The sequence below is a fragment of the Treponema sp. OMZ 790 genome (assembly GCF_024181285.1).
In the GTDB taxonomy this organism is placed as follows: domain Bacteria; phylum Spirochaetota; class Spirochaetia; order Treponematales; family Treponemataceae; genus Treponema_B.
This window is the reverse complement of sequence record NZ_CP051201.1, coordinates 1,092,933-1,115,575: the sequence shown is the minus strand read 5'-3', so window position 1 is coordinate 1,115,575 and position 22,643 is coordinate 1,092,933. Positions and strand designations below refer to the sequence as shown.

The 22,643-nt window shown below is 38.1% G+C and carries 20 protein-coding genes; 3 read left to right on the top strand and 17 right to left on the bottom strand.

Annotation, left to right across the window (positions count from 1 at the left end):
- Positions 1–39 precede the first annotated feature (39 nt).
- From E4O01_RS05465 to E4O01_RS05455, 3 genes are all read right to left on the bottom strand, one after another.
- Complete coding sequence (locus tag E4O01_RS05465) at positions 40–1,839, bottom strand: [FeFe] hydrogenase, group A (RefSeq protein ID WP_253694770.1); 1,800 nt, start codon at positions 1,837–1,839, stop codon at positions 40–42.
- Positions 1,833–3,662, bottom strand: a complete 1,830-nt coding sequence (locus E4O01_RS05460) for an NAD(P)-binding protein (protein WP_253694769.1) — start codon at positions 3,660–3,662, stop codon at positions 1,833–1,835. Before E4O01_RS05460 ends, E4O01_RS05465 begins: the two co-directional genes overlap by 7 nt.
- 134 nt (positions 3,663–3,796) lie before the next feature.
- Positions 3,797–4,765: a D-2-hydroxyacid dehydrogenase gene (locus tag E4O01_RS05455; RefSeq protein WP_253694768.1), complete on the bottom strand. Its 969-nt coding sequence runs from the start codon at positions 4,763–4,765 to the stop codon at positions 3,797–3,799.
- A gap of 129 nt (positions 4,766–4,894) precedes the next feature.
- Between E4O01_RS05455 and E4O01_RS05450 the strand changes: the two genes are divergently transcribed.
- The 3 genes from E4O01_RS05450 to E4O01_RS05440 all read left to right on the top strand — a co-directional run bounded on the left by E4O01_RS05450 (position 4,895) and on the right by E4O01_RS05440 (position 7,429).
- Positions 4,895–5,773, top strand: coding sequence for an Rpn family recombination-promoting nuclease/putative transposase (locus E4O01_RS05450; RefSeq protein WP_253694767.1), 879 nt, complete (start codon positions 4,895–4,897; stop codon positions 5,771–5,773).
- 437 nt (positions 5,774–6,210) lie between these two features.
- Positions 6,211–7,047: a hypothetical protein gene (locus E4O01_RS05445; RefSeq protein ID WP_253694766.1), complete on the top strand. Its 837-nt coding sequence runs from the start codon at positions 6,211–6,213 to the stop codon at positions 7,045–7,047.
- Positions 7,040–7,429 carry a hypothetical protein gene (locus tag E4O01_RS05440; RefSeq protein ID WP_253694765.1) on the top strand — a complete coding sequence of 130 codons (390 nt, stop codon included), beginning with the start codon at positions 7,040–7,042 and terminating at the stop codon, positions 7,427–7,429. Before E4O01_RS05445 ends, E4O01_RS05440 begins: the two co-directional genes overlap by 8 nt.
- A 161-nt stretch (positions 7,430–7,590) precedes the next feature.
- Here E4O01_RS05440 and E4O01_RS05435 read toward each other — a convergent pair whose 3' ends face one another.
- The 14 genes from E4O01_RS05435 to E4O01_RS05370 form a co-directional block, all read right to left on the bottom strand.
- Positions 7,591–7,860: a radical SAM protein gene (locus tag E4O01_RS05435; protein WP_253694764.1), complete on the bottom strand. Its 270-nt coding sequence runs from the start codon at positions 7,858–7,860 to the stop codon at positions 7,591–7,593.
- A gap of 9 nt (positions 7,861–7,869) precedes the next feature.
- Positions 7,870–8,391 carry a nitroreductase family protein gene (locus E4O01_RS05430; protein ID WP_253694763.1) on the bottom strand — a complete coding sequence of 174 codons (522 nt, stop codon included), beginning with the start codon at positions 8,389–8,391 and terminating at the stop codon, positions 7,870–7,872.
- 149 nt (positions 8,392–8,540) lie between these two features.
- Positions 8,541–8,816: an ArsR/SmtB family transcription factor gene (locus E4O01_RS05425; RefSeq protein WP_002678328.1), complete on the bottom strand. Its 276-nt coding sequence runs from the start codon at positions 8,814–8,816 to the stop codon at positions 8,541–8,543.
- Positions 8,817–9,088: 272 nt separating this feature from the next.
- Positions 9,089–9,490, bottom strand: coding sequence for a type IIL restriction-modification enzyme MmeI (locus tag E4O01_RS05420; protein ID WP_253694762.1), 402 nt, complete (start codon positions 9,488–9,490; stop codon positions 9,089–9,091).
- A gap of 155 nt (positions 9,491–9,645) precedes the next feature.
- The gene (gcvPB, locus tag E4O01_RS05415) at positions 9,646–11,097 is read right to left on the bottom strand and encodes an aminomethyl-transferring glycine dehydrogenase subunit GcvPB (protein WP_253694761.1); all 1,452 of its coding nucleotides are present in this window, start codon (positions 11,095–11,097) and stop codon (positions 9,646–9,648) included.
- Positions 11,097–12,401, bottom strand: coding sequence for an aminomethyl-transferring glycine dehydrogenase subunit GcvPA (gene gcvPA / locus E4O01_RS05410; RefSeq protein WP_253694760.1), 1,305 nt, complete (start codon positions 12,399–12,401; stop codon positions 11,097–11,099). The genes gcvPB and gcvPA overlap by 1 nt, the downstream gene beginning before the upstream one ends.
- Before the next feature lie 88 nt (positions 12,402–12,489).
- Positions 12,490–12,858, bottom strand: coding sequence for a glycine cleavage system protein GcvH (gcvH, locus tag E4O01_RS05405; protein WP_253694759.1), 369 nt, complete (start codon positions 12,856–12,858; stop codon positions 12,490–12,492).
- A gap of 58 nt (positions 12,859–12,916) precedes the next feature.
- Positions 12,917–13,990 (bottom strand): glycine cleavage system aminomethyltransferase GcvT, encoded by a 1,074-nt coding sequence (gene gcvT, locus E4O01_RS05400; RefSeq protein WP_253694758.1) that lies wholly within the window; start codon positions 13,988–13,990, stop codon positions 12,917–12,919.
- A 214-nt stretch (positions 13,991–14,204) separates the two neighbouring features.
- A complete protein-coding gene (gene lpdA, locus E4O01_RS05395) occupies positions 14,205–15,566 on the bottom strand; it encodes a dihydrolipoyl dehydrogenase (protein ID WP_253694757.1) in 1,362 nt (453 codons plus the stop codon).
- Between the two features lie 138 nt (positions 15,567–15,704).
- On the bottom strand, positions 15,705–17,456 hold the full coding sequence (locus E4O01_RS05390) for a PHB depolymerase family esterase (RefSeq protein ID WP_253694756.1): 1,752 nt from the start codon (positions 17,454–17,456) through the stop codon (positions 15,705–15,707).
- Positions 17,457–17,501: 45 nt separating this feature from the next.
- Positions 17,502–18,368, bottom strand: coding sequence for a class II fructose-bisphosphate aldolase (locus E4O01_RS05385; RefSeq protein WP_253694755.1), 867 nt, complete (start codon positions 18,366–18,368; stop codon positions 17,502–17,504).
- Positions 18,361–19,932: an FGGY-family carbohydrate kinase gene (locus E4O01_RS05380; protein ID WP_253694754.1), complete on the bottom strand. Its 1,572-nt coding sequence runs from the start codon at positions 19,930–19,932 to the stop codon at positions 18,361–18,363. Before E4O01_RS05380 ends, E4O01_RS05385 begins: the two co-directional genes overlap by 8 nt.
- A gap of 90 nt (positions 19,933–20,022) precedes the next feature.
- The gene (locus tag E4O01_RS05375; RefSeq protein ID WP_253694753.1) at positions 20,023–21,366 is read right to left on the bottom strand and encodes a GntP family permease; all 1,344 of its coding nucleotides are present in this window, start codon (positions 21,364–21,366) and stop codon (positions 20,023–20,025) included.
- A gap of 142 nt (positions 21,367–21,508) precedes the next feature.
- On the bottom strand, positions 21,509–22,606 hold the full coding sequence (locus tag E4O01_RS05370; RefSeq protein ID WP_253694752.1) for a 2-hydroxyacid dehydrogenase: 1,098 nt from the start codon (positions 22,604–22,606) through the stop codon (positions 21,509–21,511).
- Positions 22,607–22,643 lie beyond the last annotated feature (37 nt).

The window sequence follows — 22,643 nt, the reverse complement described above, 5'->3', positions numbered from 1 at the left end:
AGAAAGAACAACAGGGGAAAAATCTCCGTATCGCTTATTCTATGGTATCTTTATTACGGTATTTTTACTTATAACATACCCCTTTCTATCCCGCTTAGGACTTCGAGGCATTTCCCATAAAAAGTGATCCGTATGCAAAAGACTGTGAGCTTTATGGCTATTCGGTTTTTCGAAGAAATTATTATAGAGGGTTTTTATATCTTCATTTTCATGGGAATAGCGTAATTTCGAATTCTTATCGATAAAGTATAAATTTTGCCCTCTGTCAAAAGCCAATTCATAACCGTCATGTATGGGCTGCCCTCCTCCTCCTACACAGCCGCCGGGACAAGCCATAATTTCTACAAAATCATAGTGTTTTTCACCAGCTTCTATGGAATCGATAAGCCGTCTTGTATTGCCTAAGCCGCTTGCAACAGCTATACTCAACTTAATATCCTTGAGATTAAAGGAAGCTTCAATAATGCCTGATTCTTCTTGTAAGGAATTTCTTACGACATTAAAAGCATCGGGCGGACAATTTTCTCCCATGATTGCGTAATAAGCTGTGCGCAAGGCCGCTTCCATGACACCGCCTGTAGCTCCGAAGATAATTCCTGCACCTGAAGCATCGTGGAAAAGTTTATCCGCTTCTATTTCTTTGAGGGTTTCGGGAAGAATATGGGCTGACTTAATCATTCTTACAAATTCTCTGGTTGTAATAACACAGTCCATATCGTGACCTGCATACTCCCCATAGAAAAGCTCCATATCTATCTCGCTTTTTTTTGCGACACAGGGCATAATTGCAACCGAAAAAATATCCTCAGGCTTTTTACCGATTGTCTCTGCAAAATAAGACTTCATAACAGCCCCGAACATCTGCATTGGAGACTTTGCCGAAGAAAGATAAGAAACCAGATGGGGATATTGGCTTTTTATGAAACGTACCCACCCCGGACAACAGGAGGTAAACATCGGCCTATCTTTTAGTTCTCCCTTTGAAAAACGCTCAAGAAATTCGTAAGCTTCTTCCATTATGGTTAAGTCGGCCGAAAAACTTGTATCAAAAACATAGTCGGCCCCCATTCGTTTTAGGGCATCGAATATTTTGTTGACGGAAGCGTCTTTTAGATCAAGGCCTAAGTGTTCTCCCCAAGCCGTACGGATTGCAGGGGCAACTTGAACAACAACAACCTTATCAGGATCGGCAACCGCTCTCCAGAATTTTTCGGTATCGTCTCTTTCGCGCAAAGCTCCTACGGGACAATGAGTTATGCACTGACCGCATAAAGAACAATCGGCTTCGGCTATGGTTCTTGAGCCCGAAACATTTATGGTTGTTCTGGCTCCCGTTCCTTCCAATTCCCAAATATTAAGGCTTTGAACCTTGTCGCAAACCTGAATACAGCGCATACATTTAATACACTTTTTTGAATCCCGTATAAGAGGAAATTTCTTATCCCAGGGCTGATGTTCAAGCTGTTCTTCATATAATACATCTTGAATGTTAAGATCGTTTGCCAGTGTTTGTAATGCACAGTTTCCGCTTCTTACGCAGGTTGCACACTTACAATCATGTTGAGACAAAATCATCTGAACCGTTCTTCTTCTGTCAAGCCTTACTTTAGGACTATTGGTATATACAATCATTCCTTCTTCGACTGAGTTGTTACAGGAGGTTATAAGTTTTTCCTTGCCTTCAACTTCAACAACACATACACGGCATGCGGCGATTTCATTGATGTCTTTTAAAAAACAAAGTCTCGGAATAGGAATACCCGATTTATCGGCAGCTTCCATAATTGTCATGTTGTCATCAGCAGTTATTTTTATATTATCTATAGTCAAATTTACCATAATCGTTCACGCCCTCCTTTAAATATTCCAAAGCCGAAATGATCGCATTTAAGACAGCGGTTTGATTCCTGACAAGCCTCTTTTTTACTCATGCATAATTCTACACCTTTAAAGTCTTTTATTCTTTCCGAGGCCTCCCTCTCGCCCAATTCTACCCTTCCGCATGCAAGCCGGTCATCTATATTAGGTGTAGGGATTTCTACATCACAGCTTATAGTGTGGCTGTAACCTAAATATTCATCTATGTTTGCAGCCATAACTTTTCCGGCGGCGATGGCCTTTATAACTGTTGAGGGGCCTGAAGCACAATCCCCGCCCGAGAATAATCCGGGAATTCCTTTAAAACTTGCGCTGGGCATCGTAAAAAGCTTGCCTCTATCAATAGGTATACCTGACTCTTCATAATGCTGAGTTTCGATATCCTGTCCTATTGCAACGACAAGCACTTCACACGGAATAAAAATATCCGGTTCCCCTGTAGATACAACGGAGGCTCGGCCGTCTTTTATTTTGGAAATCATCTGGGGAGTAACCCAAACGCCTGTGAGTTTTCCATTCTTTACTTCAAGTTTTGAAGGTGCTTTTAAGGTCATCATTTCTACACCTTCTGCTAAGGCTCCTTCAATTTCGGCAGGAAGAGCCGTCATATCGGCTACACGCCTTCGATAAAGACAGGTAACTTTTTCGGATTTTAGGCGGACAGCAGTACGCACAGCATCCATGGCAACGTTTCCGCCTCCTATTATTGCAGTTTTTTTGCCTGTTAAATCCATACCATTATCCATTCCCACATCTCTAAGGAATTGAACGGCAGAGATAACGCCTTCGGCATCTTCTCCTTCAAGGCCTAGTTTTTTGTCGGTTGAGGCTCCAATTGCTATAATAGCCGCATCATTATCTTTTATAAGTTCATTGAGTTCTATGTCGGTTCCTATTTTTTTACCGTAAACAACTTTAACTCCGGTTTCGAGAATTGCATCTATATCTTCGTCTAACCTGTCCTTAGGAAGACGGTAATTAGGTATACCGTAACGGAGCATTCCTCCTAATTTGGGCAGCATTTCATATACGGTTGTCTGATGCCCCATGAGCTGTAAATAATAAGCCGCGGTGAGCCCTGCAGGACCGCCTCCGACTATAGCTATTGTTTTTCCTGTAGAAGGAGCGCATGGAGGCGGAGGCACTTTACCTGCAAATTCTACGGCAACTCTTTTTAATCCCCTTATATTTATAGCACTATCTACCATATTTCGGCGGCACCTATGTTCGCAAGGATGTTCACAGATAAAGGCACATGTAGAGGGGAATGGATTATCTTTTCTTATTAGGCGGACAGCATCAGCATATTTTTCATCTCTCACAAGAGCTATGTAGCCCGGAATATCCACATTTGCAGGGCAAAGGGCTACGCAGGGCACTGGTTGAGTTGTTATACAACCGCATCTTCCGTTTTTTACATGTTCTTCAAAGTCGTCACGGCAATAAATTATGGCTCTGTAAACCATATCTGCAGCCTCATAACCCAAGGCACAGTCTGCCGTTTCTCTTATCGATTTTGCCGTTTCTTCAATAAGATTAAGGGTTTCCATTGTGGAATCTCCGTTTAGGACATCGGTTAAAATATGCTTTAACTGTAAAAGGCCTATACGGCAAGGCACACATTTTCCGCAAGTTTGGGCATGACACATTTCGATAAACGCACGTGTTATGTAAACAGGGCAAAGACCAGGCGGGCTTGCTTCTATTCTATGTTGAAGATTTTTATAAAGCTCTTCAACAACAAGTTGTGATTTGTTTTGTGAAAAGATCTCAAGTCGGCTCATTCGCATACTCCTTATGTCATATATTCTATAACCTAAGTTAAATCCACCTTACACCAATAATTGTACAATATGTTTGCCAAAATAGCAAGGATTTTTTCCCTTGAAATCTTAATTCTTTATAAAGAATTTACAATTTAGTTTACTCTGTTTATCTCCTTTCCTGAAATAAAGGCTTTTACGTTGTCGGCAGCTATTTTTATCAGCCTTTCCCTTGCCTCAAGGGTTTGCCATGCCATGTGGGGCGTTATAATGCAGTTAGGAGCGTTAAACAAGGGATTATCTTTATGAGGCGGCTCGGAACTTAATACATCGCAGGCAAGCCCTGCAAGCCTTTTTTCTTTTAAGGCCTCAGTTGCATCTTTTTCGTTTATAAGAGGGCCCCTTCCCGTATTGATTATGATACAAGTTTTTTTTATTTTTTTTAAAGAGCCGGCATTTATAATTTCCCTTGTTTCTTCAGTCAAAGGGCAGTTTAAGCTTATTATATCGGAAGAAGAAAAAAGCTCATCGATTGAAACCTGTTTTGCTTCTTCCAAGCCATTGACGGTTTTTGACGAACGGTTAAAGTAGATTACCTTCATGTTCATGGCAAGGGCAATTTTTGCGACAGCTTGACCTATGTTGCCGAAGCCGACAATTCCTAGGGTTTTATCGGAAAGCTCCCTTATATCGAAACTGTGATAGCAAAAATGAGGAGAAGAAGTCCATTTTCCGGCCATAACCTCATCGCTGTGCTCTTTTACACGCCAATAAAAATGGAAAATAAGAGCAAAAACGAGTTGGGCCACACTGTCCGTGCTGTACGACGGAATATTTGTTACACAGATATTTTTAGCCCTCGCAGCTTCGACATCGACAATATTGTATCCTGTAGCCAAAACACCTATATATTTAAGACGAGGCAAGGCGTCCATTATTTCTTTAGAAAAAGCGACCTTATTTGTAAGAACGGCATCTGCCTCCTTACACCTTTCAATAAGCTCATCCGCACTTGTTTTATCGTATATTGTAAGATTTGAAACGGCTTTTAACTCTTCCCAAGAAAGGTCTCCGGGATTGGAAGTAAACCCGTCAAGAATAACCAAATTTAATTTTTCATCCATAAAATCACCTCAAGATAATTATAATCCCATATTTTTCCGAATTCGTCAAGAGCTAGTTTTGGCATAACACAGCTTACAAAAAATTATAATATATGCTATAATACAAACAGTTAGGAGAGGCGGATAATTATGAGCACTTCAAACAGAAAATACAAAGACTCGGTTTTTGTTGACCTTTTTAGTGAAGATGAAAAAGCAAAAGAGAATTTTTTGTCGCTATATAATGCGTTACATAATACTGCTCTTAGCGATAAAGAGCAACTGAAAAGTATAAGGCTTGACCAAATCTTGTATATGATATTTTATAATGATGTTTCTTATCTAGTAGACAATAAAATCATAGTTCTGGCGGAACATCAGTCCACTATTAACCCCAACATGCCTTTACGCTGCCTTGAATATGTCACCCGGCTATATGAAACACTCTTTGAATCAAAAGAAAAATATAGCCGTAAATTGCTGTATATCCCGATTCCGGAATTCTATGTATTTTACAATGGAGAAGAAACTTTTCCTTGTGATAAGACATTAAAATTATCGGATGCTTTTATTGAAAAAACAGAAGAACCTAATCTTGAATTGATAGTTAAGGTAATAAACATAAATCATCAAAAATGCCATCCTGTATTGAAAAACTGTAAAACAATGTATGAATACACCATATTTGTAGAAACGGTACGGAAATGGAAAAAAACTGATCCTCAAAACGGCTTTCAAAAAGCCATTGAAGAATGTATAGCAAACAATATTTTGCGTGATTATTTAAAACGCAAAACTAAGGAGGTATTAAATATGTTACTAGCCGAATATGATTATGAGACCGATATAGCCGTACAACGTGCCGAAGAACGGGAAATCGCCTTTGCTGAAGGAATTGAGCAAGGTATTGAACAAGGCTCATATCAAAAAGCTCTTGAAACAGCGGCAGCATTTAAACGGCTTGGTTTTGATATTGCTAAAATAGCCGAAGGAACAGGATTAAGCTTAAAAGAAATAGAAGCGTTATAAAATCAATTTTCTTATAAATGCGTGTATATGGTAAATTTACAGCCGTTGTAGTAAATAAATTTTTAGGTTTTTCTTCAGGTATTAATAATGAAACTGTCATAGGCTGAATATAAGAGCTTTCAAGAGGATATAGTTCTTCCAGACGAAAGTCATCGATTTTAAAACCATATTCATCACGTAATTCTTGTTCAACTATGGGTAAGATGTTTTTTTACAAAACCTCCTAATTGTAAGGATAATTATATCATAAAAAGGTAGATAAGGCTATGTGTTGGATGGAGAGCTTGTAAAGTTTTATAAGTATTTTGATGCTTGAAATTATGATTTATACCTCTTTTGAAGAGTGATAAAATACAAAAAATTAAATAATTATTTCATTAAATACCTTGACCTCTATAAAATATATTCGTATTTTGAAATATGAAAGGAGTATATCTATGTATAGAGCTTTTAATGTTAAAATAACAGAGAACGAAATAGATGATTTATTAAAAAACAGTAATCAGCTTTATGATAATTTTTTTGATATAGATATTTCTAATAAATTCAATATACAGCGATCATTGGAAAATTTTTTGCTACCTAATAATGCTATTGATGTACAAAGTCTTGAACAAGACTGGTTTCCAAGTGTTGATGCTCATGTTTTTATCTCACATTCACATAAGGATATTGGATTAGTGGAAAAGTTTGAACACTGGTTATATCAGCGATTCGGTATAAAAAGTTTTGTTGACTCAAGAGTATGGGGATACGCCAATGAATTATTAAAAAAAATTGACGATGAATACTGCGTTAAACAAGATACGTACTACGGATTGATATATGATTATGAAAAAAGAAATATATCCACCAGCCATGTTCATATGATATTGGCGACAGCGCTTTTAAAAATGATAGATAAAATGGATTATGTTTTCTTTTTTAATACTCCCAATTCATTGTCTACAAATAATATTAGACAAATGACTTATTCTCCTTGGATATATTATGAATTATTATTACTAAATTTTATCAGAAAAAATAGCCCCAGAAAGTTTGTTGAAGGAGAAATGAGAAAATCGTTTTCTATAGAATCTAAGAAACTAACAATGGCTTTTCCTGTTGATATTAAAAATTTATATAAATTATCAATGACTGAGTTGTCTAGGTGGGAAATGGATGTGCCAAGTGACGAAAAATATCCGAATTCTGCATTAATGAAATTAAACCTCTTATTTCCAGATATAAAACTCACAGACAATTTATCAAAAAGAGGTAGAATTTATGGATAATAAGTTAAAACATTTAGAATTTATTCAAAATGTTATCGAACGAATGAATAATAATTCCATTCAGTTAAAGACATGGACAATTTTATTGGTTGTAGGTGTATTAGCTCTCGCTGGAAAACAAGAGAGTTGGTTCATTATGTTATGTGCAATGATGCCTACAGGATTATTTTGGCTTTTAAATATACATTTCTTAAAAATAGAACGAGCATATCGTGTGTTATATGATATTGTGCGAGAAAAAAATGAAAAAGACATAGATTTTTCAATGGATATTTCTAATATCAGAGTTCCAAAAAAAACTATGCCAACAATAAGTCATTTTTATTTACCAATTATGGCGGCTCTTTTGATTATATCCTGGTGGTTATATTTCTATTCATAAATACATTATTTTCCCCGCCACGGAAAATCGGGGAATATCCCCCTCTGCAGAAATAAAAGATGCCCATATAAAAGCTTTTTCTTACTATTTGTTATGGTATTTCACGAGGCTGCCTCGTGTAGTGCTGAAACATGTGCCCTATTGTAGCCGTAATAGGGCATCTATTCTAGCCGAAAATCCTTTGCGGGAATATTAAAGGCATCTCCGTCCTGCAAAAAGCAGGATTTAAAAAAACTTGCGCGTTCCCCGTAATAGGCAGCATATTTTTTTATATCGCCTATAACCTCTTCGGTAGAACGCACCGAAAAGCGCATTCCCTTATACAATCCGCAAAAAAAACATCTGTTCCAAGAACAGCCTCTTGTCAAACGCAACAAGAGGCTTTGATGTTCCGACGGTGGTCTTATAGGACCGAGTTCAACATCTATCATCTTGTTTTTCTAAAATGATGAGTATTGAACTATCATGTCCATCGGATTCCGCTCATCGTCATAGCGGTCAGGCGATTTTGCCGCTTCTTTTCCGTAACCGATAACCAAAATGTTTACCGGAATCAAATCATCGGGGATATTGAATTCGGCACGCACTACATCGGGCTTAAAATAAGTAATCCAACAGCTTGAAAGCCCCATGTCTTGAGCGCACATCATCATGTGGTCGGCAGCGATACTCGCATCAATATCTGTCATGCTCGCCTTGTCAAAGGGGCGAACCCACACCGCTTTTTTGTCGGCGCATACCACAATGGCAAGCGGTGCCCCGTGCGGAGTACATGCTTTTTGCAGCTTACTCATCGCCGCCTCGTCATTTAAAACAAGAAAACGGCAGGGCTGCATATTCGCTGCCGTAGGAGCAATACGCCCCGCTTCCAAAATACAGTTAAGCTTTTCCGCCTCAACAGCACGCTTTTCATAACTCCTCACGGAATGTCTGCTTTTGGCGAGTTCCAAAAATGTGTTCATACGACACCTCCTTATACATAGATATTTCTCTATGTATAACATACAAAACATATAGATATTTGTCAATATGTATTTTTGCTTTTTTTTAAAGTTTTTCAGAAGTTAAATCAATACATGAAAAGGAGAGAGTGCGTTATTAGCTCGGTGCATTATTTTTTATCGGTTAAGGCGTTAATTTCTTTTTGAAATGTTTTAAGTTTTTTCTTGTCGAGAGAATAATTAATCCATTTGGATTCTTTTCGAGTGAGAACAAGACCGCAGTCGGTTAATATTTTCATGTGATACGAAAGGGTCGGCTGTGTAATTGAAAATTTTTCCAAAATCTTGCAGGCACATTTTTCCCCATCGTTTAACATCTGAATTATTTCCAAACGGGTACTGTCGCTCAATGCCCTGCACATCAAAGCTATATCTATAGAACTCATAACACATATTATACAAAAAATTTAAATATTTTCTATATGGCAGTGTTTTAGCCGCAAACTTCAACATCTCTCCCTATATAAAAGAATTTATGCTAACATTGTTATCAAAAATAAGAAGAAGTCAAGGTGGTAAAACTGTCTTATGCAAAAGTATTGCCTTTTATAGTATGAAGATAATTTTTTTATACAGGGCAGCATTCAATTCGTGAAGAGCATCTCTAATCATAAGTCCTTATGTATCAATGACTTATGAAAAACATCGCAAATTAAATTTAAGGAAACCCTCTAAAAACTGATGTTTTTAGAGGCTCCCAATAATCAAAATTGCAAAAATCGCAAATAAGAATTCCCTTAGGCATATCGGAATTACTTAGCGCATTGGCATAAGTTTTTGCCTGTTCAAAGGCTTTTTTTCTGTCCTTACCGGGCGTTTTCATTTCGATAAGAATGTAACCTTTCCAAAAAAGGTCTATATAACCGTTTGAGCCGTCTTGCAGTTTTACCTTTTGTTCAAAAACGGCAATTTTACTCCTCGGAACGCCGAAGATTGCAAAGAATTCGTTTTCAAATGTTTGGGCATCCGCCTCTTCCCGTGCGGTTGCAGCCTTATCTTTCCAATTCAGTACAAATTGTTGTGCCCTTAGTTTTATTTCGTTTAATGAAAGTACAGCCATCGATATATTTCCTTATTTATAGTCTACATTAAAATAGTATTTTGTCAAGTCAACATATTTATGTGTCAATGATTTATGTTCTCGTAACCTATTAGCAAAAAAAAATCCCCCTCTAAAAACATCAGTTTTAGAGGGGGATAAAGCTTCAATACTGTTTATTTACAGTCACAGCAGCAAGCCTTGTACCTTAAAACAGGTTCTCGGGCTGCCTTTGTTTCGTCTACGCGGCCGATGGGGCGTGTGTAGGGATAGCCGTGAAGCTTTTCGGGATTTGAATAAGCTTCTTTTTTGAGTTTGATCATAACTTCGGCTGTAAAGTCCAATGTGGACTTGCTTTCAGTTTCCGTAGGTTCAAACATCAAGGCTTCGTGTACGATGAGCGGGAAGTACATCGTCGGCGGATGGATACCGTCGTCGATTAAGCCCTTAGCTATGTCAAGGGCACTTACACCTGTCTCTTCCTTGATCTTGTCAAGGGTGAGAACAAACTCGTGCATACAGGTTCTGTCAAAGGCAACTTCATATTCTTTTTCAAGCTTTTTCTTTAGATAGTTTGCATTTAAGACGGCATAGCCTGAACTTTCCCTTATGCCCTCGCTTCCGAGAGTTAAGATATAGGCATAGGCACGCAAGAATACGAGGAAGTTTCCATAGAAGTTTCTAACCCTTCCGATTGAGTTCGGGCGGTTATAGTCTAACTTATAGCTGCCGTCAGAACCGGTAACTACAGGAACAGGTAAGAATTCTTCGAGGAATTTTTTACAACCGATAGGGCCGCTTCCCGGACCTCCGCCTCCGTGGGGAGTTGAGAATGTTTTATGCAAGTTCAAGTGAACTATATCGTAACCCATGTCTCCGGGTCTTACTCTTCCCATAATTGCGTTAAGGTTAGCACCGTCATAGTACAATAAGCCGCCTGCATTGTGAACAATTTCGGCAATTTCTTTGATATGGGTTTCAAAGAGACCGAGGGTGTTCGGGTTTGTAAGCATGAGGGCTGCAGTATCGTTTCCTACAGTCTTTTTTAATTCTTCGATATCAACGTTTCCGTCTTTATCTGAAGGAATGTTTACGATTTCGCATCCGACCATTGCAGCACTGGCAGGGTTTGTACCGTGTGCCGAATCGGGAACCAAAATCTTGTTTCGGGCATGATCGCCGCGTTTTTCGTGATAGGCTCGGATTACCAAAAGGGCTGTGAATTCTCCGTGAGCACCTGCTGAGGGCTGGAGGGAGAAGGCATCCATACCGGTAATTTCACCGAGTTTTTTACCTAAGTCGCCCATAACTTCAACACAGCCTTTCATTGTGTGTTCAGGCTGCAAGGGGTGAATATTGGTAAAGTTCGGAAGAGCGGCAACTTCTTCATTGAGCTTAGGATTATACTTCATTGTACAAGAACCTAAGGGATAAAAGCCGTTATCTACGCCGTGAGTTCTCTTGCTTAATTCCATATAGTGGCGGACAAATTCAAGTTCCGAAACTTCAGGAAGTTTTGCATCGCTTGCTCTTAAATATTTTGAATCAAGTTTGTATTCGGGTACGGTTAATTTTGCTTCGGCAAATTTATGACCCTTTACGGATTTTTCAAAAATCAATTCGCTCATTACAATACCTCCTTAATAATTTTTACGGCCTTGTCAAGTTCGCATTTGCAAAGAACATCGGTTGTACACCAAAGAATAGCATCATCACAAATCTTTAAACCGCCTAAAACACCGTTTTTTTCAAGGTTTGAAAGAATTGCATCAGCCTTTCCCTTTCCGTCCGTTACGAATTCGTGGAAGAACTCGCCGTTATTTTTTACGGTTAAACCGATTTTTTTAAGCTCATCGGCAAAGTAGTGCGCATTGCTTAAAGAAACATTTGCAACGGTTTTTAATCCTTCTTTTCCATAGGCAGACATAAACATTGAAGCTCTTAAAGCACAAAGCGCTTGATTGGAACATATACTGGAGCTTGCTTTTTCGCGTCTGATATGTTGTTCGCGGGCTTGAAGAGTTAAAACAAAGGCTCTTCTTCCGTCATGGTCGGTTGACTGTCCGATGATTCTTCCGGGGATTTTTCGCATATTGTCTTCGATTGTAGAAAGGAAGCCTAGATAGGGGCCGCCTGCTCCAAGAGGAAGACCTAAAGCCTGTCCTTCACCCAAAGCAATTGAAGCACCGCATTCTTTCGGCGTTTTTAGGATTGCCAAAGAAATAGGATTGCAGCTCATTACAAACTGGGTTTTGGTGCCTTCTACCATTTTTCCTACAGCTTCACAGTCTTCGATTGTACCGAAGCGGTTGGGCTGCTGCATAATAACGGCTCCGACTGTTTCATCTAAAAGACCTTTAATCTTTGAAACATCGGTTTTATAGCCGTCACGGGGAATCATTACGAATTCTACGCCGCTGTGCCTTAGATAGGTTTTAGCAATTTCGATTGAGCTGGGTTCAACACATTCCGAAATTAAAACCTTGTTTTGTTTTCGGCCAAGGGACATAACTATGGCATCGGCTACAGCCGTGCCTCCGTCATAAACGCTGGCATTGGAAACATCCATTCCGGTAAGTTCGCAGATCATAGACTGATATTCAAAACCTGCTTGAAGTTCGCCCTGATTCATTTCGGGCTGATAGGGTGTGTAGGCTGTTAAGAATTCCTCTCTGGAAGCCATGTGCCTTACAGCTGCGGGAGCATAGTGGTTATAAGCTCCGGCACCCCGTAATATGGATTTAAAAACAGTGTTTTCACTGCTTAAATTTTGAAAGAACTTTTCGACTTGTGCTTGAGTCTTTCCCTCGCCTACATCAACTGTTTTACAGTCTTTGCAGTCAAAGCCGTATAAATCGTCAATCGATTTTACGCCGATGAGATCAAGCATCTCTTTTGTTTCCTCAGCGGAGTGAGGAATATAGTTAGACATAAACCCTCCTAATTAAAATAAGGCAAAACTTGAAGATAAACAGCGAGGCAGTTTTTGCCCTACTGTTTATCAAGTCTACTTACAAATACTACTTGCAGAGACCTTTGTATGCACCTGCATCCATCAATTTTGAAGACTCTCCTTTAAGTTCTACCTTAAAGAACCATGCACCGAAAGCATCTTCATTGATTTTTTCGGGAGCATCCAAGAGGTCTTCGTTTATTTCAACGACTTTTCCCGTCATGGGGCTGATGATTTCGAAAACGGCCTTTACCGATTCTACTGTAGCACAGGCCTTGTCGGCTGTAACTTCATCTCCTACTTCAGGAAGCTCAATGAATACGACATCGCCCATTTCACCTTGAGCATAATCGCTGATACCGATGATACCGATGTTTCCTTCTTTTTTGAACCATTCGTGTGATTCCAAATACTTTACATCTTCTTTAATTTCCATATCTAACTCCTATTTTATATTTTTAAGTTTTTGGTAAAAACTTATAAAACCTTTTTAATTAACCCTTAATTTCTTTTAAAAAGCTTGTAGGTACAATTTTAGCCTTGAGCTTTTTACCGCGTACTTCGATAAATACTTCTTCATCCTTAATTCCTCGGTCGATTCTCATGTGTCCGATACCGACTTTTAATGAGGGCGAAGAAGTTCCTGTAGTGACATAGCCGATTTCCTTGTCTCCTAAGAATACCTTGTCGTGATCTCGGGCAATACCGCGGTCAATCATCTTAAAGCCTTTTCGGATTTTTTTAGCTTCATTGGATTCGAGAGCTTTTTTGCCGATAAAGTCTTCTTTTTCAAGTTTGATAAAGGGTTTTAAGGTTACTTCGGTAGCCAAGGTTTCTTCAGTCATTTCATGGCCGTACAAGGGCATTCCGGCTTCAAGGCGCAATGTGTCCCGGCAGCCTAAGCCGCAAAGCTCGATTCCGAACTCTTCTCCTGCCTTCATAACCTGATTAAAAAGTTCGATAGCCCATTCTTTGGGGCAGTAGATTTCATAACCGTCTTCACCGGTATAACCTGTCTGAGAAACGATTACTTCTCCCTTGGGGCACTGGAATGTTTTAAAGGTATAATAAGCGGAGGGCATTGCAGAAGCATCAATAAACTTTTTTACCAATGCGGTAGCCTTGGGTCCCTGAATTGCAAGCTGAGCAATTTCGGGTGAGCGGTCTGTGAAGGTAACGCTCTTATCTAAATGTTTTTTTACCCAGTCATAGTCCTTGTCATGGTTTCCGGCATTTACAACCAAGAGGAATTTCTTTTGATTATAGCGGTAAACAAGGAAGTCATCTACAATTCCGCCCTTTTCATTACACATAAGAGTATAGCGGACATCTCCGTCAGCCATTCCTCGAATGTCGTTTGTAATAAGAGCATTTATGGCAGCTTCGGCATTATCTCCTTCAATATAGAACTCTCCCATGTGCGAAACATCGAAAAGTCCTACATTGTTGCGTACAGCAAGATGCTCCTTTAAAATACCGGCGAATTGAATAGGCATTTCATATCCGCCGAACTCAACGAACTTGCCGCCTTTGGCGAGCAAACTTTCATAATAAGGTGTTCTTTTCATCTTATCCCTCCTAAATTTATTAATTTGTGATTGGTAATTTGTAATTGATAATTACCCATTACCAGTTATATTGTATACCAGATATAAAAGAAAAGCAATAGGAAAATATATAAAAAAATATTGCTTTAATTAAAAAATTAAAAACGGCAAAGCTCTTAAAACCTTGCCGTCAGGTTATTTTTAAAAACTGAAGTTTTTTAAAGCTCTCTTATGGTTATTTTTTATAGATCATGTGTGTAGCCGACTTTTCGACATCTTCTACGGCCTCATAGAATGCTTCTACTACCGTCGGATGAGGATACATGGATTTTAAGATATTTTCCCTCTTTGCCTTGTTTGTTACAAGAGTTCCGATAGCACCTATCATATCTGTAGCCGAATCGCACATCATCTGACAGCCTACAAGCCTGTCTTCTTGATCAAAGAGAACCTTAATAAAGCCTACATCCAAGCCGGAAAGCACCGATTTTCCGTTTGAACCCATGGGAACCTTACCGATTTTTACGGCTATGCCCTTAGCTTCCGCCTCTTTTTCCGAAAGACCTACACCTGCAATCTCAGGTGTGGAGTATACACAGGAAGGAATAACGTCTTGCTTTTCATGTTTGGTATTGTTTACAATATTTTCGACAACAAGGTGGCCCTGATTTTCGGCATTGTGGGCAAGCATTACGTTTCCCTTTACGGCATCTCCTATAGCATAGATACCGTCGACATTTGTTTTCATGCAGGCATCTGTGATTATGCCTCTCTTATCATGATCAATTCCGGCAGAGTCAAGGCCGATGTCTTTTATTTCTGCAATTCGGCCGATACATACGATTACGGCATCGGCTGTAATATGTTCTTCTTTTTCTTTAAGCGTGAAGGTACAGCCTGTTTTTTCGATTTTGGTAACCATGGCACCGTTTATTATCTTTACACCCTTCTTTTTTAGAACAAGGGCTTGCTGCATGGCTATATCCCTGTCAAAGGGAGGTAGGATTGTTTTTTCAAGTTCTACGATGGTTACTTCTTTTCCTAAATTGGCATACATTGTAGCGAATTCTACACCGATAACGCCGCCTCCGATTATGATGACGCTCTTAAAATCGACCGGTTCTTTTCCCAAAATATCGTCTGAGGTTAAAGCCGTTTCGATTCCGGCTATGGGAGGAGCGAATACGGAAGAGCCTGTTGCGATTATAAGATTTTTAAACTCAAGTTCTTTTCCGTCTACATTTACTGAAGATTTTGAAGTGATTTTGCCTTCTGCATTAAAAAAATCAACCCCCGCATTTTCAATTATTTTTTCAATTCCGCCTACAAGTTTATCGATAACGGCATTTTTTTTCTCGTAGATGGAGTTTATGTCGTATTTTAAGTTTTCACCTGAAAGACCCAGGTCGTTTTCGGCAAAGCTGCCGAATACTTCGGCTGTATGAAGAAGGTATTTTGTAGGAATACAGCCCTTATTTAGACAGGTTCCTCCCAGCCTGTTTTTTTCGATAAGAGCGGTTTTTAACCCTGCCCTCCCTGCTTTTATGGCAGCAACATAACCGCCCGGGCCTCCGCCCAAAACAATTAAATCATACATACTAATCTCCCTAAAACAGCCTAAAATCTTTAAGCATTATATTTTTATCTCACTAAAGTATACACGATGACCTTAATAAAAGCAAGGGGAGTTTTGCTTTGAAAGACGATAATTTATATTCACTGGACTTTTCCCTTATTATTTAAAAACTTTATCAAAGTCTACATAATTCTTACCCGGCTCTGCTAATTTTAATATATCCTCATCAGTAAGTTGAGGAATGCGGCTTACAGCTTGGGGAAAAGGAGCAAGCCTGTTATTTTTATTTTGTTTAAAGAGCCAAGAAAAGATCCTGTTATCCTTATATGCCAACAACCAAGAACTATGAGCATTAGTTGCGGCTTTATGAGTCTCTCCCGGAAGATAAACCGTAAATTTAGGATTAAAACCTAGGTCTCTATAGGCATTTATCATTTTAGTAGTCAAGTTTATACTTCTGATATTATCATCAAATGCCTGCATTTCCCACATCGGGATATTAGCAAATTTGGCAACATTAGGTACAACAGTTTCTTCTACAGCAGGACCGCCTCCCACCGGATTATTTGGACCTCCGGCAACAAGTAGCATGGCCGCAAAAAAATCGGGCTTTACAATTGACATATTTGCCAACCCTTCTGCTCCGATTGATAAGCCCGTGCCGTAAATCCTATCTTTGTCTATGTTAGGATAAGTTTTTTGCAAGTCTTCTACTAATTTAAAGAAAGCATCCATAACGTCTTTATCTCTCCATAGTTGGTTTTTATCTATTTGCGGAACCAAAACTACGCAGGGATAGTTTTTCTGGTTTTCAGGATAAGCCCAAATAAGAGCTCCTTCAGCCTTAGTTACACCTAAAGTCTGCCTATTATCAGAGCCTCTTTGACCGCTTCCATGTAAAAAGACCACCAAAGGAATGTTAGTATGCTGTTTTAATGTTTGCGGTATAAAGAGTCTGTATGGTAATTTTACGCCCTTATAATTAAATTCTGAAACTTTATATTTTTCCGTTATTTTGTATTCTGCAAAAATTTCTATTTCTTTTATGGCAAGCTCTTTATTTGTAAATACCAATCTAACTTTATCGGCTTCGATTGTTGGTACACAGCGATCAATTACATTTGTTGTATTATTAGTATAATTATCTGCTGTTTGCCATTTATTGCCAATAAACACTTCAAATTTTATAGCTCCCATAGGCTGCATACTATCGATTCTGTATCGGCTGATCTTCATGATCTTATCAAACCCAAAAACGATTTCCAGACTTTTTTTACTATCGGTCCAAATGGTATCTGATTTACCGTCAACAGCCAATTTAGAATCTTCATCAGAAGATAAAATATTTTGCGATTTTAAGACTGCATTATAAATAATACCTCGTCTTATAGCCAATAATTTATCAATGGATTCTTCAATTTTTGTAATATCTAAAATAATTATATTGGCAAATAAGGCTTCATAATTAAGCTTTATTTTTGGAATAAATTTGGTATTTGTATTATTTACAATAAGGTAAATCATATCATCCGTAATAGGATAGTTCATAGATCTAAAATCATTTATAACAGCAATTAAAGAATTAGGGTCAGTATTTTCCAGTAAAATATAACTGACATTTTCCTTTTTGCCGTTAATTTTTTTTGTAAGTTCATCAATCAGATAGTCATCAAAAAAATTTCCTGCCATTACAACCAATGGATAAGTTTTCTTTTTGTCTTTTTCAGTCTTAGGACAATAGTACTTATAAGTAAGAGTTTTACCACTCTTAAATTCGGTTATCTGTTTTGCTTCAAATACTAAATTATTCGGCTTTAATTCCTCATTAATTATTTTCCCATTATTGCTCACACAAGATAATAAAATTAAAACAAATGATAAAATAATGAAACTAAAAGAACTTCTTTTCATAGATACCTCCATAAACCTTAAATGATTACAAAGACCGGCTTATAATCAGCAATTGTAAAGAGCAATAATTTCTTTAGCCGTATTTTTGCAAGTCTCTCTAATAGCCTTTCTCAATTTTACATAATCATTATCTCCATCTTCAACTAAACGGACGGTATTCATTGATTCCTGCAAAAGACCGGAAAAGAAATTAATTTTTCTAATTCCCCTTTTTACAGACTCTTTTATGGCTTCATCCGGTATACCGGTTGCCCCATGTAAAACTAAAAAAGTTTCTCCAACTACAGAATGTATTTCAGAAATTAACTCAAGCTGTAGCTTAGGGGGATCCTTATACAATCCATGAGCTGTGCCTACTGCAATTGCAAGTGCCTCAACTCCTGTTTCTTGACAAAAAAATTCAGCATCCTTAGGATCGGTATATTTTTTTGTTTTGGATGAGTCAACCAAATTGGCAATTCCTTCATCTCCAATGATAGCTCCTAATTCAGCTTCTACACTGATATCCAAAGGATGGCAAATTTCTATAACTTTTTTTGTAATTTCTATATTTTCCTTCAGAGGCAAGGTAGACCCGTCAATCATAATGGAAGTCATACCGCCTTCTATAGCTTCTTTAATCATATCGAGTTGGTCCGGTTTAGCATGATCCAAATGCAATGCAATAGGAACTTTAGCTTCTTTTACCATAGCCAATAAGGAGGCCAAAAAGATTTTTCCTCCCAAGATTTCCCAATGTCTTGATGCGACACCCATAACAATAGGCCGATCAAGCTCTTCCGCGGCCAAGATACAGCCTTTTGCCATTTCTAAATCAACAGTATTAAAAGAAGCAATTCCGCCTTTGCTGTTTAAAAGCAATTTTTTTAAATTAGTTATCATTGAATACCCCCATAAAAATATTTTATCCATCGTTTTTTATTAAATCTCTTAAATAATTATTATAATCAAAAGATTCTTTATACATATTCCCATTTTCCAATGTGTTATAGAGCTTATCTCTGAATTCAAAAGTTTTTTCGTAAAGTGTAACATTATTTTTAATAGGATTAAAAATTTTTTCATTCACACTCCCCACTCTTGAAAAAGCACTTATGTGATCTTTTTCTATACCTAAAGCTACCATTGCACAAATTAAAGCTCCTTTTGCTGTAGCCTCCACCGTCGGCGGCATCCTTACCGGGAGATTAAATACATCCGCTTGAATTTGATTGTATATATCAAGTGTAGTTAAACCTCCTGCAACAATAACCTCACGGAATTTTGAAGATACTAAACTTTGAATAAGATTAAGATTTTCACCCATATCCAGAACCACAGATTCAAGTAAGGCTCTTGCCATATCGGCCCTTGTATTGGCTAATGTCAAATTAAAAAAAACGCCTTTTGCATATGGATCCCAAAAAGGTGCAGCAGCTCCTTTAAAATGAGGTAAGGCAACAATACCGTTTGCTCCTGCAGGTGAACTTTTGACCAAATTATCCAAGGTCGGATAATCTACCATTGTTGGAGAAGCTGCTTCACTATGTACAAATTCTTTACCAAACCAATGATACAAGGCTCCTCCTGTGAGAATTCCGGCTTCTACAACCCACTTACCTTTTATAACGGAGGCTGAGCAAAGTGTTTTACGCTCAGGATGAAAAACGGGCTTATCGGTATGGGTTATTAGAAAAGCGCCTGTTCCCGTATTTGCCTCTATAGAGCCTTCATTGATAACTCCCATACCTATAGCTGCTGTTTGCTGATCTCCGCCTACAATTACAACGGCTGTTTCGGGATTTAACCCGGTCATCATAGCCGTATCAATACTAATTTTTCCTACAACGTTTCCGGGAGAAACCAGTTCAGGCAATTTATCCTTGCTGATACAGGCGATCTTTAAAAGGTCTTCATTCCATTCACAAGTTTTTATATCCATCATCATAGTGCGGCATGCCTGAGAATGATCCGTTATATATTTTCCGGTCAGTTGGAAAATAACATAATCTTGAATACCTAAAAATTTATAGGTATTATAAAAAATATCAGGCTCGTGATGTTTTAACCAAAGGATTTTCGGCATTGAAAAATAAGAATCGGCTCTGAGACCCGTAATTTTATATATATCGGCTTCAGAAATTTCCTTTATTATCTTATCAGTTTCCGCATAAGCGGTTTTTTCCTGCCACATAAGAACATCGCCCATAACATTATTTTTTTCATCCATACATAGAACCGAAGCTCTTTGTGCAGTAACGGCGATAGCGAGATTCTTATAATGATTTTCATTTATAATTTGAGCACATTTGCCCAAAACAAGCATCAAAGACAAGCCCCAGCTGGTAGGGCTTTGTCTTACACGCCCATCGTTATAAAAAACGGGGCTATATTTTACCTGCGAGGAAAAAAGTTCTTCACCTGCAAGGTTATAAAGTATAGCTCGAATGCTGGATGTTCCGATATCCAAAGCCACAATTGTTTCTATTTTTTCCATATTATAATCCAAGGTAAAAACGTAGTATTACGCATTGTCTAAAAAGCTGCAACAGAAGTAATAAACTTTTGTTGCAGCTAAATTAAGGGTTTACATCAAACCAGGCAGAGGAATAAAGCTTAAAATAATTACACAGATTAATCCCGTTACGCCTGCAATGGTTCCTGCCAAAGTCCAAGCCTTCATTGTATTCGGTACAGATAAATTTCCATATCGAGATACAACCCAGAATCCGCTGTCGTTGGGAAGTGATAATCCTATACCTCCGGCACAAATAGCAAGACCTATCAGGATCGGCGACAAGCCCATTTCTGCTGCCACAGAACCTAAAATTCCAGAAGTTGTAACAAGGGCAACGGTAGTTGAACCTGTTGCAGCCCGCAAAATCTGGCTTAACAAAAATCCTAAAAGAATCATGGGCATTCTTACATCTTGGAAAGCTCCTACCAAGAAATCTCCAATACCGGTAGCCTTAATCATATTACCATAAGCTCCGCCGGCTCCTGTTATCATAAAAATCATACCGGCCTGTGCTATAGCTGTTATAAATACGTCTGTAATACTCCTTTTTATATAAGGCTTTAAAACAATCATGGCAAAAAGGACGGCTATCGTTAAAGCAATATTCTTATCACCTACAAAAGTCCAAAAAGACTTAAAAGCGCTATCTCCTTTTATTACCAATGATAAAATGGAACCTAAAAGAATCAAAACTACGGGGAGCAACAAGACTGTCAAAGATAAACCTATACCGGGACGATTATCGGCATGGGATTCATATTTTTCTTCTTCAGTTGACAGCTCTGCAACTGCAGGGTTTTTCTTTCCGAGGAAAGAACCGAAAAAATATCCGCCGACCAAAGCAGCCGGAATGGACACCAAAAGAGAATATAATAAAAATATTCCGAAGTCCGCACCCATGGCATTAGCAACAGCAACAGGTCCGGGAGTAGGTATTACTAGTGCATGGGTTACAATTAAACCGATAACCAAGGATGTAAGATAGGTAATATACGGCATCTTTGTTTTTCTTGACAGCTGTTTAATAAGCGGCGCAAAAATAACGAAGGCCGCATCAAAAAATACCGGAATCGAAATCAAAAAGCCTGCTATATTCATTGCTAAAGGAGCTTTTTTATTGCCTGTCTTTTTTAACAAAGAATCGGCAATTTGATCTGTAGCATTTGCCTCGGCAAGTAACTGTCCCAATACAACACCGAGACCAATAATTATACCTATTCCGCCTAAAGTGCCGCCAAACCCGCTCGAAAGAACCTTTGGAATTTGTCCCATAGGCATCCTAACCATCAGTCCCGTTAAAATTCCGGCAACCAATAATGTAATGAACGGATTTAATTTAAATTTGATAATAGACAATAAAATAAGCCCTATTGACAATAAAAAAATTAATAACAATAATGTTCCTGATACCATTTTTTTCTCCTCTTGAAAATTATGAGTATTGTGCCTTTTCCCTTACAAAACGCACACAGTAAGGGAAAAGGTTATTCGTTTTTAAATTAAATCTTAGTATATATTTTTGACACATAAGATTTAACACACCTTCTTAATCCTCTTAATTTTTTAACCAAGCTTTAAATTCAGCATTGTCCAAAACTTCAGGATTAACAATAAAATTACTATTACCTCCTTCCAATATATTTTTAATATCGTTCATTAACAAACCGGGACTGTTTGCTAAAACTTCACTGGTAGTTCCGGCTATATGTGTAGTTAATGTAACATTATCAAGCTCTATTAAAGGATTATTTTCCTCAAGAGGCTCGGATTCAAAAACATCCAATGCAGCCCCTAAAATTCGCTTTTCTTTAAGAGCAAGGGCTAAGGCATCATAATCAACCAAGCCTGAACGAGCGGTATTAATAAAGATGGCCGTTTTCTTCATAGAATCTATGCTTTTTTTGTCAATTATACCTTTTGTGGAAGGTAATAACCTGGCATGAACAGAAACTATATCCGAAGTTTTAAAAAGTTCTTCTTTTTCGACTAATTTTACTCCGAGTTTTTTTGCAACTTCTTCTTTGATATAGGGATCGTAAGCAATTACATTTACATCAAAGCCTGATAATTTTTTTGCCACAAGCTGACCGATATAACCGAATCCGATCAAGCCGATAGTTTTTCCTTTTAACTCCATCACGTTATCTGAATTAGAAAAAACCTTTCTCCATTCTTTATTTTTAATAGAAAAATGAGCTCTGGCGATATTTCGTATTTCACTTAATATCAATCCAATCGTAAAATCGCTTACAGCCTCAGCATTTCGGCCTTGAACATTGAAAACAAGAACTCCCTTTTTTGTAGCAGCTTCTACATTGACATTTTCAACTCCGGCACGGCAAACTCCTATAATTTTTAAACTAGGCATTTGATCCATCATTTTTTTACTCATAGGCTGAAAAAGCCCCAACACCATCTCGCTGTCATTAGCTTTCCCGCCTGAAGCCAATACAGGATCGACCTCTTCGATTTCGGGCCCATTTTGTTCGACCTTAAGTCTTCTGTCTTGTAGATTTGCCCAAACGCTTTCATACTCCCCATAAACAACTTCCTTACAATAAGATTTTAGAATCTTATTGTATGCAGCTTCAAACAGAGGATTGGGAATCATTGCATCTCCCAATATCGCAATTTTTTTAATCATCTTAGCCATCTTCTTCTCCTTTCAAAATATTTTTAAAACTGTTTTA

Bases quoted from the DNA above. Each gene is read 5' to 3' on its own strand.
- E4O01_RS05465 (WP_253694770.1), bottom strand. From the start codon at position 1,839: ATGGTAAATTTGACTATAGATAATATAAAAATAACTGCTGATGACAAC.
- E4O01_RS05460 (WP_253694769.1), bottom strand. From the start codon at position 3,662: ATGAGCCGACTTGAGATCTTTTCACAAAACAAATCACAACTTGTTGTT.
- E4O01_RS05455 (WP_253694768.1), bottom strand. From the start codon at position 4,765: ATGGATGAAAAATTAAATTTGGTTATTCTTGACGGGTTTACTTCCAAT.
- E4O01_RS05450 (WP_253694767.1), top strand. From the start codon at position 4,895: ATGAGCACTTCAAACAGAAAATACAAAGACTCGGTTTTTGTTGACCTT.
- E4O01_RS05445 (WP_253694766.1), top strand. From the start codon at position 6,211: ATGTATAGAGCTTTTAATGTTAAAATAACAGAGAACGAAATAGATGAT.
- E4O01_RS05440 (WP_253694765.1), top strand. From the start codon at position 7,040: ATGGATAATAAGTTAAAACATTTAGAATTTATTCAAAATGTTATCGAA.
- E4O01_RS05435 (WP_253694764.1), bottom strand. From the start codon at position 7,860: ATGATAGATGTTGAACTCGGTCCTATAAGACCACCGTCGGAACATCAA.
- E4O01_RS05430 (WP_253694763.1), bottom strand. From the start codon at position 8,391: ATGAACACATTTTTGGAACTCGCCAAAAGCAGACATTCCGTGAGGAGT.
- E4O01_RS05425 (WP_002678328.1), bottom strand. From the start codon at position 8,816: ATGAGTTCTATAGATATAGCTTTGATGTGCAGGGCATTGAGCGACAGT.
- E4O01_RS05420 (WP_253694762.1), bottom strand. From the start codon at position 9,490: ATGGCTGTACTTTCATTAAACGAAATAAAACTAAGGGCACAACAATTT.
- gcvPB (WP_253694761.1), bottom strand. From the start codon at position 11,097: ATGAGCGAATTGATTTTTGAAAAATCCGTAAAGGGTCATAAATTTGCC.
- gcvPA (WP_253694760.1), bottom strand. From the start codon at position 12,401: ATGTCTAACTATATTCCTCACTCCGCTGAGGAAACAAAAGAGATGCTT.
- gcvH (WP_253694759.1), bottom strand. From the start codon at position 12,858: ATGGAAATTAAAGAAGATGTAAAGTATTTGGAATCACACGAATGGTTC.
- gcvT (WP_253694758.1), bottom strand. From the start codon at position 13,990: ATGAAAAGAACACCTTATTATGAAAGTTTGCTCGCCAAAGGCGGCAAG.
- lpdA (WP_253694757.1), bottom strand. From the start codon at position 15,566: ATGTATGATTTAATTGTTTTGGGCGGAGGCCCGGGCGGTTATGTTGCT.
- E4O01_RS05390 (WP_253694756.1), bottom strand. From the start codon at position 17,456: ATGAAAAGAAGTTCTTTTAGTTTCATTATTTTATCATTTGTTTTAATT.
- E4O01_RS05385 (WP_253694755.1), bottom strand. From the start codon at position 18,368: ATGGATAAAATATTTTTATGGGGGTATTCAATGATAACTAATTTAAAA.
- E4O01_RS05380 (WP_253694754.1), bottom strand. From the start codon at position 19,932: ATGGAAAAAATAGAAACAATTGTGGCTTTGGATATCGGAACATCCAGC.
- E4O01_RS05375 (WP_253694753.1), bottom strand. From the start codon at position 21,366: ATGGTATCAGGAACATTATTGTTATTAATTTTTTTATTGTCAATAGGG.
- E4O01_RS05370 (WP_253694752.1), bottom strand. From the start codon at position 22,606: ATGGCTAAGATGATTAAAAAAATTGCGATATTGGGAGATGCAATGATT.